The sequence below is a fragment of the Solibacillus sp. FSL W7-1324 genome, from assembly GCF_038008025.1.
GTDB lineage: Bacteria > Bacillota > Bacilli > Bacillales_A > Planococcaceae > Solibacillus.
The window spans coordinates 522,017-538,279 of the sequence record NZ_JBBOYH010000001.1 but is presented as its reverse complement, the minus strand read 5'-3'; the positions used below and the strand labels follow the sequence as shown (position 1 = coordinate 538,279).

General features: G+C 39.9%; 19 protein-coding genes and 1 riboswitch. Of the genes, 8 read left to right on the top strand and 11 right to left on the bottom strand.

The genetic code is table 11. The features are described 5' to 3' along the window. Nucleotides 1-11 precede the first annotated feature (11 nt). Complete coding sequence (locus MKY71_RS02670; protein ID WP_340731508.1) at nt 12-197, bottom strand: hypothetical protein; 186 nt, start codon at nt 195-197, stop codon at nt 12-14. A 230-nt stretch (nt 198-427) separates the two neighbouring features. On the opposite strand from MKY71_RS02670, the gene MKY71_RS02665 reads away from it, so the two are divergent. Beyond that, on the top strand, nt 428-556 hold the full coding sequence (locus MKY71_RS02665) for a hypothetical protein (RefSeq protein ID WP_340731507.1): 129 nt from the start codon (nt 428-430) through the stop codon (nt 554-556). A gap of 48 nt (nt 557-604) precedes the next feature. Then, nucleotides 605-925, top strand: a complete 321-nt coding sequence (gene gerQ / locus MKY71_RS02660; RefSeq protein WP_339175082.1) for a spore coat protein GerQ — start codon at nt 605-607, stop codon at nt 923-925. A gap of 517 nt (nt 926-1,442) precedes the next feature. On the opposite strand, the gene MKY71_RS02655 is transcribed toward gerQ, so the two are convergent. The 6 genes from MKY71_RS02655 to MKY71_RS02630 all read right to left on the bottom strand — a co-directional run bounded on the left by MKY71_RS02655 (nt 1,443) and on the right by MKY71_RS02630 (nt 6,073). Beyond that, the gene (locus tag MKY71_RS02655) at nt 1,443-3,128 is read right to left on the bottom strand and encodes a methyl-accepting chemotaxis protein (protein WP_340731506.1); all 1,686 of its coding nucleotides are present in this window, start codon (nt 3,126-3,128) and stop codon (nt 1,443-1,445) included. Then, entirely contained in the window at nt 3,125-4,321 is a 1,197-nt protein-coding gene (locus MKY71_RS02650; protein WP_340731505.1) for a M20 family metallopeptidase, read from the bottom strand. The genes MKY71_RS02655 and MKY71_RS02650 overlap by 4 nt, the downstream gene beginning before the upstream one ends. A 134-nt stretch (nt 4,322-4,455) precedes the next feature. Then, nucleotides 4,456-4,836, bottom strand: coding sequence for a DUF423 domain-containing protein (locus tag MKY71_RS02645; RefSeq protein ID WP_339197450.1), 381 nt, complete (start codon nt 4,834-4,836; stop codon nt 4,456-4,458). Nucleotides 4,837-4,875: 39 nt separating this feature from the next. After that, on the bottom strand, nt 4,876-5,148 hold the full coding sequence (locus MKY71_RS02640) for a YwdI family protein (RefSeq protein ID WP_340731504.1): 273 nt from the start codon (nt 5,146-5,148) through the stop codon (nt 4,876-4,878). Then, nucleotides 5,145-5,327 carry a uracil-DNA glycosylase gene (locus tag MKY71_RS02635; RefSeq protein ID WP_339175074.1) on the bottom strand — a complete coding sequence of 61 codons (183 nt, stop codon included), beginning with the start codon at nt 5,325-5,327 and terminating at the stop codon, nt 5,145-5,147. Before MKY71_RS02635 ends, MKY71_RS02640 begins: the two co-directional genes overlap by 4 nt. A gap of 65 nt (nt 5,328-5,392) precedes the next feature. Beyond that, nucleotides 5,393-6,073: a uracil-DNA glycosylase gene (locus MKY71_RS02630; protein ID WP_340731503.1), complete on the bottom strand. Its 681-nt coding sequence runs from the start codon at nt 6,071-6,073 to the stop codon at nt 5,393-5,395. A 165-nt stretch (nt 6,074-6,238) separates the two neighbouring features. Between MKY71_RS02630 and thiD the strand changes: the two genes are divergently transcribed. From thiD to MKY71_RS02610, 4 genes are all read left to right on the top strand, one after another. Then, on the top strand, nt 6,239-7,087 hold the full coding sequence (thiD, locus tag MKY71_RS02625) for a bifunctional hydroxymethylpyrimidine kinase/phosphomethylpyrimidine kinase (RefSeq protein ID WP_339175072.1): 849 nt from the start codon (nt 6,239-6,241) through the stop codon (nt 7,085-7,087). Between the two features lie 119 nt (nt 7,088-7,206). Further along, nucleotides 7,207-7,557 carry a YojF family protein gene (locus MKY71_RS02620; RefSeq protein WP_339199604.1) on the top strand — a complete coding sequence of 117 codons (351 nt, stop codon included), beginning with the start codon at nt 7,207-7,209 and terminating at the stop codon, nt 7,555-7,557. A 13-nt stretch (nt 7,558-7,570) separates the two neighbouring features. Beyond that, nucleotides 7,571-8,248 carry a bacillithiol biosynthesis deacetylase BshB2 gene (gene bshB2 / locus MKY71_RS02615; protein WP_339175071.1) on the top strand — a complete coding sequence of 226 codons (678 nt, stop codon included), beginning with the start codon at nt 7,571-7,573 and terminating at the stop codon, nt 8,246-8,248. Between the two features lie 281 nt (nt 8,249-8,529). Continuing rightward, a complete protein-coding gene (locus MKY71_RS02610; protein WP_340731502.1) occupies nt 8,530-9,885 on the top strand; it encodes a YjiH family protein in 1,356 nt (451 codons plus the stop codon). A 65-nt stretch (nt 9,886-9,950) separates the two neighbouring features. Here the strand turns inward: MKY71_RS02610 and MKY71_RS02605 are convergent, their stop codons facing one another. Then, nucleotides 9,951-10,700: an SDR family NAD(P)-dependent oxidoreductase gene (locus tag MKY71_RS02605; protein WP_340731501.1), complete on the bottom strand. Its 750-nt coding sequence runs from the start codon at nt 10,698-10,700 to the stop codon at nt 9,951-9,953. Nucleotides 10,701-11,065: 365 nt separating this feature from the next. On the opposite strand from MKY71_RS02605, the gene ilvA reads away from it, so the two are divergent. Beyond that, nucleotides 11,066-12,334, top strand: coding sequence for a threonine ammonia-lyase IlvA (gene ilvA, locus MKY71_RS02600; protein WP_340731500.1), 1,269 nt, complete (start codon nt 11,066-11,068; stop codon nt 12,332-12,334). Nucleotides 12,335-12,414: 80 nt separating this feature from the next. On the opposite strand, the gene MKY71_RS02595 is transcribed toward ilvA, so the two are convergent. The 3 genes from MKY71_RS02595 to MKY71_RS02585 all read right to left on the bottom strand — a co-directional run bounded on the left by MKY71_RS02595 (nt 12,415) and on the right by MKY71_RS02585 (nt 15,356). Beyond that, nucleotides 12,415-13,209, bottom strand: a complete 795-nt coding sequence (locus MKY71_RS02595) for an ABC transporter ATP-binding protein (RefSeq protein WP_339175067.1) — start codon at nt 13,207-13,209, stop codon at nt 12,415-12,417. Next, the gene (locus MKY71_RS02590) at nt 13,202-14,242 is read right to left on the bottom strand and encodes an ABC transporter permease (protein ID WP_339197442.1); all 1,041 of its coding nucleotides are present in this window, start codon (nt 14,240-14,242) and stop codon (nt 13,202-13,204) included. The genes MKY71_RS02595 and MKY71_RS02590 overlap by 8 nt, the downstream gene beginning before the upstream one ends. 97 nt (nt 14,243-14,339) lie before the next feature. Then, on the bottom strand, nt 14,340-15,356 hold the full coding sequence (locus MKY71_RS02585) for an ABC transporter substrate-binding protein (protein ID WP_339175065.1): 1,017 nt from the start codon (nt 15,354-15,356) through the stop codon (nt 14,340-14,342). A gap of 286 nt (nt 15,357-15,642) precedes the next feature. Next, a riboswitch (PreQ1 riboswitch) is annotated at nt 15,643-15,687 on the top strand. Between the two features lie 6 nt (nt 15,688-15,693). Between MKY71_RS02585 and MKY71_RS02580 the strand changes: the two genes are divergently transcribed. Beyond that, the gene (locus MKY71_RS02580) at nt 15,694-16,179 is read left to right on the top strand and encodes a QueT transporter family protein (RefSeq protein ID WP_339175063.1); all 486 of its coding nucleotides are present in this window, start codon (nt 15,694-15,696) and stop codon (nt 16,177-16,179) included. Nucleotides 16,180-16,263: the final 84 nt, after the last annotated feature.

The following is a 16,263-nucleotide window of genomic DNA, read 5'->3' as shown; positions in this document are numbered from 1 at the left end:
GAGTCGATTGATTACGACTCATCTTTTACCGTAGGATCATCCTGCATTTTTAAAATTATTATGATTGTATTAATGAATAAACCGATGACGATTAGAAGAACGAATAAATACCAATGTATCGGCTGTTCGTAAAAAATTGCGACCGCAAAGGACAATAATGCGCTAATGATTATGCCTAACCAAATTCCTATTTTCATGATGTTCCACTCCCGCGCTTTTCGTCAACACCGGCAACAATCTCTCATTTATTTACTTATCTTTACCCATTCCATTGAAACTTATTACATATAACCGAACTAATTATCCTATTGTATGTTGGTTGGTCAAAAAACAACACTGTTTTGGTGTTCATTTTTTTTATTGATGCATATACTAAATCGAAAAAGGAGGTCACATCGAACGCCTAAACTTCGAATAAAAGGTTTACATGCCGCCCTTCTTTCTCGGATACGGTGCGGCAAAAGGTGATGCAAGTGCCCTGCTTAGTGTGAAAACAAAGAAACAGCAGCTATTTCTTCGTTTACTGTTTCTTGCACCGACGACTGCAGTCTATTAAATTTCTTTATGAAAGGATGCAAAATTGACTTATTATTGGACGTCTCCAATGCAACAGATGAATCCTGCGACGGTTCCGATGCCTACAACGATGCAAGGTATGCAAGGAGTAGGCATGCCACGTGAGGAATCCTATATCGAGAATATTTTACGGTTAAACAGAGGGAAACCAGGTACGTTTTATTTTTCATTTGATAATGCGGTAGCTGGAAGTAATACGCGGGCGGTTCGCGGAGTTGTGGAAGCAGCCGGTCGTGACCATGTAATTTTACGCGATTTGAAAAATAACCATCGCTTCCTGTTCCCGATGATTTACTTCGATTATGCGGAGTTTGATGAAGAATTAAGTTACTTTACACAGCAACCATAAAATTGGAAGGCGCATTTTTCCGGCGCCTTTTTTTTGTTGCCTAAAAACGCATACATAGTAGTGGATGAACTGAGGCGCCGCGAAATAGCCTTGCCTTGATTTTATTAGAACAATCGAGTGGTTTATTAGAACATTTGAGCACGATATTAGAAGAAGTTTCTGTGTTATTAGAAGAACCGGAGCGGATATTAGAAGATTGCTGAAATGGCATTGAACTGGATGAGGGGTTGCCCTAGATTAATGCACAAAAAAGCCTTGCCTAAATTTTATTAGAATAAATGAACCGCTTATTAGAACAAGATGGTGCGATATTAGAAGATGGAGCACCGATATTTGAACATTTTAAAGTGATATTAGAACAACTGCACGATATATTAGAAAATCGCGGTTTTATTAGAACAAATCAAATTTTATTAGAAGAAAAAATTTTTTATTAGAAGAAGTCCCCTTCACCTTATACGGAATGTTGCCCAAGAATAGCAAAAACGGCACCTTTATAAGGTACCGTTTTGAAGTATCATACTTTAAACTGCTGGATTTCCTGTTGGAGTGTTTGTGCATTGTCGCTTAGCGATACGGCCACTGCATTTACTTGTTGCATTGTAGCGGTCTGTTCCTCTACCGCTGCCGCGATCATCTCCAAGTTACCGCTTGATTCATTTGAGCTGTGGGCAATTTCATTAACCGATGCCGTCACCTGTTCCGCACTTGCAGAAAGCTCTTCGGAAGTAGCTGAAATTTCCTGGATTTGCATTGACATTTGCGTTACTGCATCTACGATTGTTGTAAACGATTCACCGGCATGTGAAATTATCTTCACGCCATCTTCCACAGAAACTAATGAATCCGATACGGCACGTTCAACGTTTTCTGTATCTGCTTTTATTTCAAGTGTTAATTTAACGATAGAATGGGCGGATGATTTCGATTGCTCAGCCAGCTTTCGCACTTCATCTGCTACAACAGCAAAGCCTTTGCCATGTTCCCCGGCGCGCGCTGCTTCAATCGCTGCATTTAATGCCAGTAAATTCGTTTGATCCGTAATCGATGTAATTAATTGCGAAATATTATTAATTTCTTCTGTTTGTTGTGCCAGCTTTTGCACTAAAGCATTCACAGAGTTTGTCGATGAGCTGATAATGCTCATTTGTTGTTGGGCATCATAAATAATTTGCCCACCGTCTTTAGCTGTCTGTGTTGCATCAACCGAATTCCCAAGCAATTTTTGAGTTGATTCTGCAATTCGTTGGACACCTGCAGCTGTTTCTTCCATTGCACGGGCACTTTCATTTGAAGCATGTGCAGATATTTGTGCTCTTTCGGCTGTATCATTTACGCGCACCGTTACATCTTCCGTCGTCGCCGAAATTTCTTCGGTACTTGCCGAAAGTTCCTGTGCTGCCGCATTTACTTGCTCTGAGTTAACCTGAATGTTTTTAATCAGGTTTGATAAGTTATTTTTCATTGAATTGAACGCGTTGCCTAACTGGCCAATTTCGTCCTTTGATTTCACTAGAATATCTTGCTGCGATAAATCTCCTGCTGCAATAACATTCGCTTCATTCACAATACCATTTAATGGCGAAATAATTGTTTTACGTATGTATACCATAACAAGTATGCCAATAAGAACACTGATAGCTAAAGCGATACCGGCAACTAAAACAGAAAAGGCGATTGAATCATCTGCTTTCTTGTTGATCTCATCGAGCATTTTTTCCTGGTATTCGACCATCTGAGCTGTTGCATCGAACATTCCGTCATTCGCCGCGCGCAGCTTTGTATTAATAAAACCGTTTGCGAGTCTTTGTTCTCCCCGTTCGAAAGCATCCATCATATCAAGATAACCGTAATTGAAGTCATCCCGGTTTTTAACGACTTGTTCCATCAGCTCTTTCATCGTACCGCTTGATACGAGTTTATTTAAATTATCAATCTCCTGATCCAATAATTCGTTGTATTGTTTAAAGCTATCGACAGATTCTTCTTTGCCGTCAAAAACAATTGCACGCACATACATTCCTTGCATTGCGACATTAAAACGGATTTTATCCACAGAACGAATTTGCTCTACCCGGTAATCGATTGCTTCATCCATATTTCCCTGTATATTTTTTAAACTCATATAGTTAAGCACTACTGTAATCAAAATTAATATGATCATTATAATTAGTGCAGCATTTAACTTTTTCCCTACACTCATGCTGATTCCTCTTCTCGTTGTTCATTTAGTAAAAATTGCAATGTTGCCTGTCCTAAAACTTTCGCAGCGATGAGCATTGCCCGTTCATCAAAATCAAAGCGTGCATGATGATGCGGGTATACCGTTTCCCATTCCGGATTCTTTGCCCCTGTAAAGAAGAAAGTCCCTGGAACATGCTGCATATAGTAGCCGTAATCTTCCCCTATCATAAAAGGAGGACAAACCGTGACTTTTTCAACACCTGGTGTTTCATTTGCTATTTGTGCAACAAATTGTGTTTCAGCTGCATGGTTGATTACAGGCGGATACCCATCGAAATACTCGAAACGATAGTCAGCATGCATCCCTAAACATGTTGCTTTCAATAATAATTCGATTTCCTCTTTCATCTGTTTTCGCACTTGTTCATCAAAGGCACGTACAGTTCCTTGAATTTTTACTGTATCCGCGATGACATTGAACGGATTGACCGCTTCAAATTGTCCGACCGTCACTACACCCGATTCAAGTGGTGCAACACGGCGCGAAACGATGGTCTGCAATTGCGTGACAAAGTGTGCACCAACAACGATTGCGTCAACCGAGTGCTGTGGTTCTGCACCATGTCCGCCCTTGCCTTGGATTACAATTTCAAACCGGTCTGCTGCTGCCATAATGGCGCCTTCCCGTACTAGCACTTCTCCTAAAGGAGTCGGTGCCCATAAATGGGTTCCGAAAATTACGTCCACACCGTCTAAACAGCCATCTTCAATCATTGCTTTTGCCCCACCTGGAGCGAGCTCTTCAGCATGCTGATGGATGAACAAAATATTGCCGGACAGTTGATCCCGCATTTCTGTCAAAACTTTTGCCAAAACGAGTAATGTTGCCGTATGACCATCGTGTCCGCATGCATGCATTACTCCATCATTTTTTGATTTATATGGAAAATCATTTAGCTCCTGAATTGCCAATGCATCAAAATCCGCACGTAAAGCAACGGTCTTTCCTTGTTTTGCCCCTTTTAATGTGGCTACAACTCCGCGCCCTCCAACAAATTCTCGTACTTCCAAACCTAGTTCACGGTGGAAATTGGCAATGTATGCAGGTGTATGTACTTCGTGATGGGATAGTTCCGGATGCTCATGTAAATAGCGTCGGATTATTACCATCTCTTCAAAATTTTCTTCTAACTTTAATAATAATTGGTCCATTTTCCTTACCCCTTTACTCTCTTACTTTATAACTATACAATAAATTCAAATAATTTAGATAAAAGATTTGATTTTCCTAACAAAATAATAAAAAAAGCATATACTTCCATTTCAAGAAGTATATGCTACGAGTTTTATTGAGTCTTTTTTACTACTGCTGTAATAACCATAATCCAGCCCACTAAAAAGAATACCCCACCGATAGGAGTAATGGCACCAAGTATACCGATTCCTGTTAAGGCTAATACCATTAAGCTTCCCGCGAAGATTATAATACCTGCATTAAAGCAGAACATCGCAATTTTCAACTGCTTCACTTCACCGAAAACCGCTTTTGACATTAAAATACCGACTAAAATAAGTGCTGTTGCATGAAACATTTGATACTGGATTGCTGTATCCCAAATCCCGGCACTGTAATCATCGAGTATATCTTCCAGTGCATGTGCTGCAAAGGCACCTAATGCTACTGCTAAAAATCCGTGGATTGCGCCAGATATAATTGAACCTTTCATTTCTTTTACCTCTTTCTTTATCTAATACTGATTTCTTTGTTAAAAATCAAACAAGGAGTCGCCGTTTGCGTCGTCTTCTTCAAGCTTTTGTGCTGGAATTGCGACCGGTTGCGAGTATACAGGTGACGAGATTGTTGTACTCATGCTATTTATGGAAGCAGGTTTTGGCGAACTGATTTTTTCGTCTAAAACGACATCACATAGCGCACGAATTGCCGCAAGCTTTTCTCGGGCTTGTTGTTCTGTTGCCGCCTGTGCTGCTTCTGATGTCAACTTTTCAATTTGCTTAACAATCGATTCATACGTAATCATCGCTTTTGCCCACCTTCTCTATTTTTCGGTACAAATTTTAAGCAGTCCATTCCCGAAGACTGTTTTACAACGAGAGATGGCAGCTGCTTCGTTTTAAAGCCATATGCTGTGCAACCGCGCGGATTAGACTGGTCCCATGTTACACGGAAGTGCTGGCATTTAAAGCAATCTACTTTCATGTGCCGTTCCCTCTCTTTCTATCAATACTTTACCATGCTTTTGTGCAAAAGTTTAGCTTGTTTCCCTATTTCTTCGATAGACTCCAGTCAATCGGCTGTTGTCCTAATGACAGGAGGGCTTCGTTTGCTTTTGAATACGGTTTGCTCCCGAAAAACCCGCGATGTGCGCTTAACGGACTCGGATGTGGCGATTGGAAAATAATATGATTGTTTGAAATTCGTTCAATTAAATTTCGTTTACTTTGGGCCGGTTTTCCCCATAATAAAAATACAATCGGCTGCTCACGTTTTGCGAGGTTTTCAATTATCGTATCCGTAAACCGTTCCCAGCCTTGCCCTTTATGTGAATTGGCTTTTCCTGCTTGTACAGTTAAAACGGTGTTCAGTAATAATACGCCCTGCTTCGCCCACGATGTTAAGTCTCCATGCTCCGGAATTTCGCAGCCAATATCCTGCTGCAGTTCCTTCATCATATTTTTTAGACTAGGAGGCAACTTTTGCCCTTTTTCAACCGAAAAACTCAATCCATGGGCCTGATTCGGACCATGATACGGATCTTGTCCTAATATGACTACTTTTACTTGATTGTAGTCCGTTAACTGGAGGGCACTGAAAATATTCTCCTTTTTCGGATACACTGTTTCTTCCATATATTGCTGCTCTAAAAATGTTACAAGCTGTTTATAATATGGCTGCTCCACTTCTTGAGCCAATAAATCTTTCCATCTATTCGTCAACTGTTTCATCATAATTTCCACCTCATTTTAAACGCTATTGAATATGACGTAAAAGTGCAAGCATCTTTTCTGGCATTATAGATTTTTCGTTTTCTGGCTATTTTTATATAGTCAGCTAAACGTTATACTTAAATTAATTATAATTCGAATATTCACTTTAAGGAGATATGCTTTATGACACTTAAAAAAACTTTAACGATTGCCGGTTCTGATACTTCTGCAGGCGCAGGAATGCAGGCCGATTTAAAAGCCTTCCAGGAACATGGCACATACGGAATGGTCGCATTGACAGTTGTTGTGACAATGGATCCGAAAACTTGGAGCCACTCGGTTACACCACTGCCTACAGAATTATTGCAAAAACAAATCGATACAGCCCTTTCAACAGGTGTCGATGCCATTAAGACAGGCATGCTTTCAACTGAAGAAATTATTCAAATGGCATCAAAAGCAATTCAGGCTTCCGGTACAGATAAAATTGTCATCGATCCCGTAATGGTTTGCAAAGGCGAAGATGAAGTATTGAACCCTGGCAATACGACAGCCATGATTAAATATTTATTACCCTATGCAACAGTTGTCACACCTAACCTATTCGAAGCAGGACAGCTGGCAGGTACAACAACGCCGAAAACTATCGAGCAAATGCAGGCTGCAGCAGTGAAAATTCATGAGCTGGGCGCAAAAAATGTTGTAATTAAAGGTGGAAAAGCCTTAGTACATGATAAAGCCGTTGATTTGTTCTATAATGGAGTAGAATTTAAATTATTAGAAACTGAAAAAGTTTCTTCTACTTATAATCATGGGGCAGGCTGTACTTTTGCAGCGAGTATTTGTGCAAACTTAGCAAACGGTCTTTCTGTTGAGGAATCGGTTATTGAAGCGAAAGAATTCGTTTCAGCAGCGATTAAACACGGATGGGCTTTAAATGAACATGTTGGACCAGTAATGCACGGGGCAAAACCACGTTTCGGTGCACCTGAAGTTACGGTTACAACAATTCCAAATTATGTTAAAGCATAATGCATAAAGTCAACTGCGTCACACAGGAACTCATTTCTTGTGTGACTTTTTCGTTTCCCAGTCGAATATATTTTGACTATACTATTAATAGAAAGATTCGAAAGGAGTTAATAAGAGTGATGAAGGAAGTAAATACTAACGAGCTCCAGGAGTTAATTAATTCTTTTGCGAACAAAGACGTTTTTATTCATCTAGAAACTACAAACGGCTCTTATGCAACACATTACAATGAAGGCTTTTTCAATGCAGGCGCATTTATCCGCAATGTACAAATACGCTATGAATTAGGAAAAGTGGTAGGAGATGCCCCGCACCGTGTTGGACTTAAAATGCCGCATGGCTGGGTCTACGCGCAAGGAATTACACATTTCGAACTGGACGATGAGGGCCGTTTACTAATGGCTGGTTTAGATAATACTGGAAAGCTGGCGGTTGCATTAGAAATCAGCGAAACGCCATTTGCTTATTAAGGAGGTCGCTAATATGACATTACAAGAAGAACGTCACGTTTTAGTCGTTTATCCGCACCCGGATGATGAAGCCTTTTCAGTTGCAGGTACATTACGCTTATTCCACAACATGGGAGTTCCCGTTACATATGCTTGTTTAACATTGGGCGAAATGGGACGAAACTTAGGAAATCCTCCATTTGCAACACGCGAATCATTGCCGGAAATTCGCCGGAAAGAGCTGATGGAAGCATGTGAAGCAATGGGTATCAGTGATTTGCGTATGATGGGTTTACGTGATAAAACAGTCGAATTTGAAGATGATGAAAAAATGGTCAAGCTCGTGAATGATTTGATTGTCGAGCTGAATCCATCATTAATCTTCACATTTTTACCTGGTTTTGCTGTCCATCCCGATCATGAAGCAACTGGACGCGCGGTTGTCGAAGCGGTACGTCGTATCGATAAACAGTACCGACCTCGAATTTTAGCTTGTGCATTTGCGAATGACACAGTTGAGAAAAACGGTGAGCCGGATGTTACAATCGATATCGAGTCCGTCAAAGCAGATAAGTTAAAAGCTTTAAAGGCACATGCTTCTCAAACAGCCTGGATGATTCAAGACGCGGAAAAACGGGTAGATACTGGTGACGTCTCACTGGATAACTGGTTAACAAATGAAAGATTTTATACTGTCACTTTTAATGATTAATGTATATTTATAATTTTAAGGACGTTTGCATATTTTTTTATTTGCAGACGTCTTTTTTTCCCTTATTCATCTTTTGCATTTTTATTCGGATCGTTTTTAGCTTATTTCTTCAAAAATATGATGTTTATTGCATATAAACTTTTCGTCGGCCTAATTATATTCATTTTTTAATCAGTATAGTTTTCAGAAATATTAATCTTTATGTAAAACAGTAGACAAATGAATAATCACGTTTTATAGTGTATAAATATTCAAACTAACAATCAAAGAGGTTATCATATATGAAAACAAAATTTTCTACGTATACTTGGTTTCTGTTTATTGCCCTTTCTGCTCTTGGTGTATTTCTGTTTATTACACCGATTAATACAGAAGACGGCATAAAAGTACCGATTGCAATCCTGGCAAACTTTTTAGCGGGTAAAGTAGAGCCATTCATTCACTGGTTCGCATTCATTGTATTTATTGTTGCGGCGGCAGGATCTGTCGTAATGCAATTTATTCCGAAAAAAACAGAACAGCGTACACTCGTTGATTCATTATTCCGTGTGAACTGGTTCTGGACAATCATGCGTGTGCTTGCAGTTATATTTGCAAGTATGTATGTTTTCCAAATCGGGCCTGAGAGTTTAACAAGTGATGTGACAACAGGCGTGTTACTTGATCCGGCGGCAGGTCTTGTAACTTTCATGTTTGTACTGTTTTTATTTGCCGGTTTATTGTTGCCTTTATTAACAGACTTCGGTTTACTTGAATTTTTCGGGTCGATGATGGTAAAAATTATGCGTCCCCTATTCAAAATTCCAGGACGCTCTGCTATTGACTGCCTTGCTTCTTGGGTGGGCGATGGAACGATCGGCGTATTGCTTACAAGCAAGCAATATGAAGAAAAAAACTATACAGGCCGTGAAGCAGCAACAATCGCGACAACTTTCTCGGTCGTATCGATTACTTTCTGTTTAGTAGTAGTTGAAACAATCGGCATTGGTGATTACTTCATCGAATTTTATGCTTCTGTCATTATTTGCGGATTAATTTTAGCATTCATTATGCCTCGTATTTATCCTTTAAAACAAAAAGCAGATACGTTAATCGATGGCTCACAAGTGCCTGCAAACCGTGAAGATGTACAAGATGGCTATAATGTATTCTCTTTTGGATTGCACAATGCTTTATCAAAAGCCGATTCTAACCGTAACTTAGGTAAAATGATCAAAAACGGATTTATTAATGTACTGGAAATGTGGTTTGCGGTTACACCGATTATTATGGCATTCGCCACAATCGCTTTAGTGTTAGCCGAGTTTACTAGCTTCTTCCGTATATTAGGAATGCCATTTGAGCCAATTTTAGCGCTTCTGCAAATTCCTGAAGCCGGTGAAGCTGCACAAACGATGATTGTCGGTTTTGCGGACATGCTGTTACCTTCTGTTTTAGGTGCAGGCATTGAATCTGAAATGACACGTTTCTTCATCGCGACAGTATCGGTTACACAGTTAATTTACATGTCGGAAGTCGGCGGACTGATTTTAGGTACGAAGCTTCCATTAAAACTTTGGGATCTATTCATGATTTTCTTAATTCGTACAATCATTTCGATTCCAATTATCGCAGCAATTGCACATTTATTATTTTAATTAAACAATAAAGGGCTGCCGGGAAGTCAGGTTTTCTACTGACTATCCGGGCAGCCCTTTTTTTATTACTTCGTGCTCGTGAAGCCGCCGTCAATACGGATGACTTCCCCGTTAATATACTCTGCTTTTGAAGTTAGCAGGAATGTTACAAGCTCTGCTACTTCTTCTGGAGTACCTAAACGTTTTTGCGGGATTCCGCCTGTGGCATTTTCCTTCATTTGCGGGTTTGCTTCATAAAAGGCTTTTACCATTGGTGTTTCAGTTGGTCCCGGAGCGATTGCATTAACACGCAGACCGTCTTTGGCGTACTCCGCTACCATACTTCTTGTTAACCCGACAATCCCGTGTTTCGTTGCCGAATATGTAACAACGGAATCCTGTCCAATTACACCGGCACTTGAAGCCGTATTCACAATGGAACCGCCACCGTTTTTCAGCATTACATCAGCAACATAGCGTACACCATAAAGTGCCCCAAGCAAGTTGATGCCGACAATTTGTTCAATTTCCTCAATCGTAGTTTCTAAATAGTATTTACCGCTGCCGGAAATCCCTGCATTGTTAAAGAAGTAATCAATTGAACCGAAATGCTTCATTGTTTCATCAACATAGTTTTTTACTTCTTCCGCTTTTGATACATCCGCTTTAATAAAAATAGCGTCTACACCTTTTGCTTTAACTTGTTCAACTGTTTCGTTTCCGCCTTTTTCACTGACATCCACTACCGCAATATTAATACCTTCCTCAGCCATACGGATTGCTGTTGCTTGGCCTAACCCGCTGCCTCCACCTGTAATAATCGCTGTTTTAGCCATTGTTATTCCTCCTGATATATAAATTTGGACATTGCCAATAAGTTTTCCTATCTGCAAAATTGCCCTTTCACAATAATATAATTTCCCCTTTAATTTTCGGTTAAACCTTTAAAATGTGATTTACGACTTAGGTCTTAGTTCATACATCAGCTTTTCCTATTTTGTTCATGGATATGCACACCAACAAGATTTAGTTCTCGTTTCAGTTTGAAGGTAATCTTGTCTAAAACATTGCCTCATTTCTCTATTAAACCGCTTTCATTATGGCGTATTGATGAATTTTCATAATTTACAGAATTTTTACGCCATTACGACATAAATTTATGATAGAATAATATAATCTTTAATCAGATGACGGAGGTTACATGGAAATGGGAGTTACTCAACCGACTACGATTGCAGTTGAAAACGTATTAATCGCACATCATTTTTTAAAAGATGTTGTTGTACATACACCCCTGCAATTAAACGAATATTTATCCGAAAAGTATGGGGCAAAAATTTACTTTAAGCGTGAAGATTTGCAGCATGTTCGCTCATTTAAATTACGTGGTGCCTATTATAAAATAAAAAAAATCGAAACGGAAGCCCGTGCTTCAGGTGTCGTTTGTGCAAGTGCCGGCAACCATGCACAAGGTGTTGCATATGCGTGTGCAAAGCTGGAAATTAAAGCAACAATCTTTATGCCGAAGACTACACCGAAACAAAAGATCGATCAAGTACGAATGTTTGGCAGAAGCTTTGTGGAAATCGTGCTGGCTGGAGATACTTTTGACGACTCGGCAGAAAGCGCACTTACCTATTGTGAGCAGGAGAATCGCATCTTCATCCATCCATTCGATGATGCAGATGTAATGGCTGGCCAAGGAACAGTGGCTGTCGAAATTATGAATGACATCGAAGAACCGATCGATTATGTATTTGGCAGTATCGGCGGGGGCGGTTTAATGTCAGGTGTCTCTTCCTACATTAAAAACTTATCCCCTTCGAGTAAAGTTATCGGTGTAGAGCCTGCTGGTGCAGCCAGCATGAAATCTGCTTTCCAACATGGCGAAGTAGTTTCTTTGGATACGATCGATAAATTTGTTGACGGGGCTGCTGTTAAATGTGTTGGGCATGATACTTACGAAGTATGCCGTCACTATTTAGATGATATTATCGCCGTTCCGGAAGGCAAAGTATGTACGACTATTTTAGACCTTTATAATAAGCATGCGATCATAGCCGAGCCAGCTGGCGCATTGTCGGTTGCTGCACTCGACTTTTACGCAGAAGAGATTCGCGGTAAATCGGTTGTCATCATTATTTCTGGAGGAAATAATGATATTGGACGAATGCAGGAAATTAAGGAGCGTTCACTGATTTATGAAGGGCTTCTGCATTACTTCATCGTAAGTTTCCCGCAGCGTTCAGGAGCATTACGCCAATTTTTAACGGAAGTGCTTGGTCCGAATGATGATATTACAACGTTTGAATATACGAAGAAGAACAATAAAGAAAGTGGTCCGGCATTGGTCGGCATTGAACTTGCACATCGCGAAGATCATGAAGGATTAATTGAACGTATGCGCGCAAACGGTTTTGAATATAAGGAAGTAAATAACGACAGTACGCTGTTTGCGTTGCTAGTATAAATACTTTTATTGAAATATAAAAACTCGATTTTCTCTCAGAGAAAATCGAGTTTTTGCTTTATCTTTCTGAAACTTTTCATTTATCCTAATAACGCACGGTCTGAGTTCATTTTTTCGCCGCGGATTTGTTCGAACTCGTGCATTAAATCCGGAATCGTCAAGTCCTGTTTACGATCTTCACCGACTTCCAAAATGATTTGCCCTTTATCCATCATAATGAGGCGGTTCCCCAAATCGAGCGCCTGCTGCATATTATGCGTGACCATCAATGTCGTCAGCCGGCTTTCCTCGACAAGCTCTTTTGTCAGCTTTGTAATAAGTTCAGCCCGTGACGGATCAAGTGCTGCTGTATGTTCATCAAGCAGTAAAATCGCAGGCTTCGTAAATGTCGCCATTAATAAACTTAATGCCTGGCGTTCCCCTCCTGATAATAATCCAACTTTTGCCGATAAACGATTTTCCAAATTCAAATGCAGTTTTTCCAATGACGTTTTGAAAAACTCACGACGCTTTTTATCAACACCAAAGCGCAATGAACGCTTCGTATTACGGGAATAGGCAATCGCCAAGTTCTCTTCGATTGTCATTGTTGGTGCTGTACCTGCCATCGGATCTTGGAAAACACGGCCGATATGGACAGCACGCTTATATTCCGGCAGGCGGGTTAAATCATTGCCGTTAATTTCGACAGAGCCGAAATCTGGTGTTAACGCACCTGAAATCATATTCATCATTGTCGATTTCCCGGCACCATTACTGCCGATAATTGTAACGAAATCACCTGGTGCCAAATGCAAGTTAATATTGTCCAGCGCAATTTTCTCATCGGGTGTTCCTTCGTTAAATACTTTATTAATGCCATCTAATTTAAGCAAGGCTCTTCCCTCCCTGCTCAATATCTACTTTTGCCTGCTGTAACGCGAGACGCTCTTCCAAACGTTTTGCTTTTCTCTTTTTCTCTTTATATTTTCCTACGATTTGCGGGATTACCAGCGCTAAAATAACGATAACCGCCGTAATTAATTTCATATCCCCTGAGTCCAACCATTTTACGCGTAACGCCAATGCGTAAATCATTCGGTAAATTATTGCCCCGGCAATAACCGCAAATGTGACACGAACAATCGACTTCGTTCCGAAAATGGCTTCACCGATAATTACAGATGCCAGACCGACAACAATCATACCAATACCTAATCCGACATCGGCAAACTTTGTATACTGGGCAATTAATGCACCTGATAATGCCACCATACCGTTTGAAATTCCGAGTCCTAAAATAACTAATGAATCGGTATTCGCCGAAAAGCTGCGAATCATTCGTTTATTGTCGCCTGTTGCGCGGATTGCAAGACCGATTTCTGTTTTTAAGAACCAGTCTACTACTAGTTTAATAATTGTCGTCACAACAAGCATTAATATTAAAACACCCCAAGTTGTTGGAACAGAAGCTAAGCCCATTGACTTCAGTACGTTTGTAATCGCGGAATCAATGCCTAAATTCGACCAGAAAGAACCGAACGTCGAAAAAACTGTTTCTGAATTTAATAGTGGAATATTTGGTCGTGTTACACCGGTATCTGAGCTTAATCCCATAATTCGAAGATTAATCGAATAGAGAGCGATCATCATTAAAATCCCTGCAAGCAGCGGATTGATTTTCCCTTTCGTGTGTAAAATTCCTGTCATACATCCAGCAATAAATCCAGCAACTGTTGCGACCAATGTGGCAAGAATCGGGTTATAGCCAAGCACGATCATCATCGCTGCCGTACCTGCCCCCGTTACAAAGCTTCCATCAACCGTTAAATCCGGAAAATCCAGCACGCGGAATGTTAAGTAAACCCCAAGTGCCATAATTGCATAGATGATCCCTTGCTCCACTGACCCAAACATAGCTGTAAACATCTCGAATCATCTCCTGACTTTTTTAAAAGTTTTAAGCAAGTCAGCCTAAACATTTTATACCTGTTTAGGCTGACTTGCTTTTTTGTATAAATGTGAATTATTGTACTTCTGCTTCCCATTCAGGCTTAATTTCCAACCCTAAGTTTTCTGCAGTAGCTTTATTGATTACTAGTTTTAAGTTAGCCGGATATGCAGCCGGAACTTCTGAAGGTGCTTTGCCTTCCAATAAAATTTGTGCTGCCATTTGCCCTGCTTCATAGCCGATATCATAGTATTCGAAACCGTATGCAGCTAAACCGCCGCGCTCTACTGAATCAAGCTCACCGACAATAAGCGGTAATTTGTTTGCATCTGCTACTTCGATTACAGATTCTAGTGCCGATACGACAGTATTATCAGTAATAATATAGAATGCATCAACTTTTCCTACTAAAGATTCTGCTGCCTGACGAACTTCAGATGAAGCAGATACTGCCGCTTCAACAATTGTTACGCCTTCTTTTGCTGCAATTTCTTTTACTGCCGCGATTTGTGCCACTGAGTTTTGCTCACCCGCGTTATATACCATCCCTACATTTGTTGCCCCTAATTCTTTAAGGAAGGCAACTGTTTTCGGCATTGTTTCCGGATGTAAATCAATCGTACCTGTTACGTTAGCACCAGGTGTTGCCATTGACTCGATCAATTCCGCCCCTACTGCATCCGTTACCGATGTAAAGATAACCGGAATATCAGAAGTTGCACTTTTTGCCGCCTGTGCTGAAGGTGTTGAGTTCGCGAAAATCAGATCTACATTTTCCCCGACTAACTGCTGGGCGATCGTCATGTTCGCACTGTTATCGTTGTTTGCAGATTTGTCTACGTATTCTGCTTTAATCCCTGCATCTTCAATTGCTTTTTTAAATCCTTCTTTTGCTGCATCTAATGATGGATGCTCAACAATTTGTGTTGTTCCGATTTTAAACGTTTTATCGCTATCAGCTTTAGCTGTATCCACTGCTTCGCCATTGGACGTCTCATTCGAAGATGTCTCGCTCTCTTCCCCGCCACAAGCAGCTAATAATAAAAGAAGCCCGAATAACAAAAAGGACAGCTTCATTAAATTTTTTCTCATCTTATTTCCCCCTAATTACTTTATCGATTTAAAGCACCGAACTTCATTTGGATGAAGTGTTGAAATAATATTACCGCGTCATTTTTAGATAGTCAATAACATTTAGAATGTTCTGAATTTATTCTAGGTAATGTGCCTCATTTCGGAATTTTGACAATACTCTTTAAACCGCTAAGCGACGCGGTTTGTTGAACTTTTTACTCTTTATAATTTTTTTGACGTTTTATTGAAAAAAAAGTCCTATAAATCTTTACTTTTATTTTCAATATTGCTATGATTGCAGTTGCTTTGCGTGGTTCGTAACCATCCCACGTTAAAAAACTAGGAGGAATTTCATATGAAGGTAAAGTTTATTGCAGCGAGTGCCATTATTGCAGCATTATATATTGCTGTTACAATGCTTGTTGCGCCAATTAGCTTTGGGCAAGTACAGTTCCGTATTGCCGAAATTTTTAACCATTTAGTCGCATTCAACCCGCGCTATATGTTAGGTGTAGTTTTAGGTGTATTTATTTCCAATTTCCTGATGTCTTCAATCGGTCCCATCGATTTAGTATTTGGTGTTGGACATACGATTATTACACTGGGAATTTTCATATTCATTTGTAAGTTTGTGAAAAATATTTGGGCTCGCCTGATTATTAATACAACGTTATTTACGTTTACAATGTTTATCATTGCAGCACAGCTGAATATCGTGCTTGGCTTCCCGTTCTGGGAAACTTGGCTGTTTGTAGCATTTGGCGAATTTGTTGTATTGGCGGTTGGAGCACCGATTATGTACACTTTAAATAAACGATTGGATTTCAAAAAATTAATTTAATTTCGATTGTTTCACCAGCTGACTTTTTTATGTCGGCTGGTTTTTTATTTAAAAAACTTATTTTAGAATTGTTTGACATTTCAT

Bases quoted from the DNA above. Each gene is read 5' to 3' on its own strand.
- MKY71_RS02670 (WP_340731508.1), bottom strand. From the start codon at position 197: ATGAAAATAGGAATTTGGTTAGGCATAATCATTAGCGCATTATTGTCC.
- MKY71_RS02665 (WP_340731507.1), top strand. From the start codon at position 428: ATGCCGCCCTTCTTTCTCGGATACGGTGCGGCAAAAGGTGATGCAAGT.
- gerQ (WP_339175082.1), top strand. From the start codon at position 605: ATGCAACAGATGAATCCTGCGACGGTTCCGATGCCTACAACGATGCAA.
- MKY71_RS02655 (WP_340731506.1), bottom strand. From the start codon at position 3,128: ATGAGTGTAGGGAAAAAGTTAAATGCTGCACTAATTATAATGATCATA.
- MKY71_RS02650 (WP_340731505.1), bottom strand. From the start codon at position 4,321: ATGGACCAATTATTATTAAAGTTAGAAGAAAATTTTGAAGAGATGGTA.
- MKY71_RS02645 (WP_339197450.1), bottom strand. From the start codon at position 4,836: ATGAAAGGTTCAATTATATCTGGCGCAATCCACGGATTTTTAGCAGTA.
- MKY71_RS02640 (WP_340731504.1), bottom strand. From the start codon at position 5,148: ATGATTACGTATGAATCGATTGTTAAGCAAATTGAAAAGTTGACATCA.
- MKY71_RS02635 (WP_339175074.1), bottom strand. From the start codon at position 5,327: ATGAAAGTAGATTGCTTTAAATGCCAGCACTTCCGTGTAACATGGGAC.
- MKY71_RS02630 (WP_340731503.1), bottom strand. From the start codon at position 6,073: ATGAAACAGTTGACGAATAGATGGAAAGATTTATTGGCTCAAGAAGTG.
- thiD (WP_339175072.1), top strand. From the start codon at position 6,239: ATGACACTTAAAAAAACTTTAACGATTGCCGGTTCTGATACTTCTGCA.
- MKY71_RS02620 (WP_339199604.1), top strand. From the start codon at position 7,207: ATGAAGGAAGTAAATACTAACGAGCTCCAGGAGTTAATTAATTCTTTT.
- bshB2 (WP_339175071.1), top strand. From the start codon at position 7,571: ATGACATTACAAGAAGAACGTCACGTTTTAGTCGTTTATCCGCACCCG.
- MKY71_RS02610 (WP_340731502.1), top strand. From the start codon at position 8,530: ATGAAAACAAAATTTTCTACGTATACTTGGTTTCTGTTTATTGCCCTT.
- MKY71_RS02605 (WP_340731501.1), bottom strand. From the start codon at position 10,700: ATGGCTAAAACAGCGATTATTACAGGTGGAGGCAGCGGGTTAGGCCAA.
- ilvA (WP_340731500.1), top strand. From the start codon at position 11,066: ATGGAAATGGGAGTTACTCAACCGACTACGATTGCAGTTGAAAACGTA.
- MKY71_RS02590 (WP_339197442.1), bottom strand. From the start codon at position 14,242: ATGTTTACAGCTATGTTTGGGTCAGTGGAGCAAGGGATCATCTATGCA.
- MKY71_RS02585 (WP_339175065.1), bottom strand. From the start codon at position 15,356: ATGAGAAAAAATTTAATGAAGCTGTCCTTTTTGTTATTCGGGCTTCTT.
- MKY71_RS02580 (WP_339175063.1), top strand. From the start codon at position 15,694: ATGAAGGTAAAGTTTATTGCAGCGAGTGCCATTATTGCAGCATTATAT.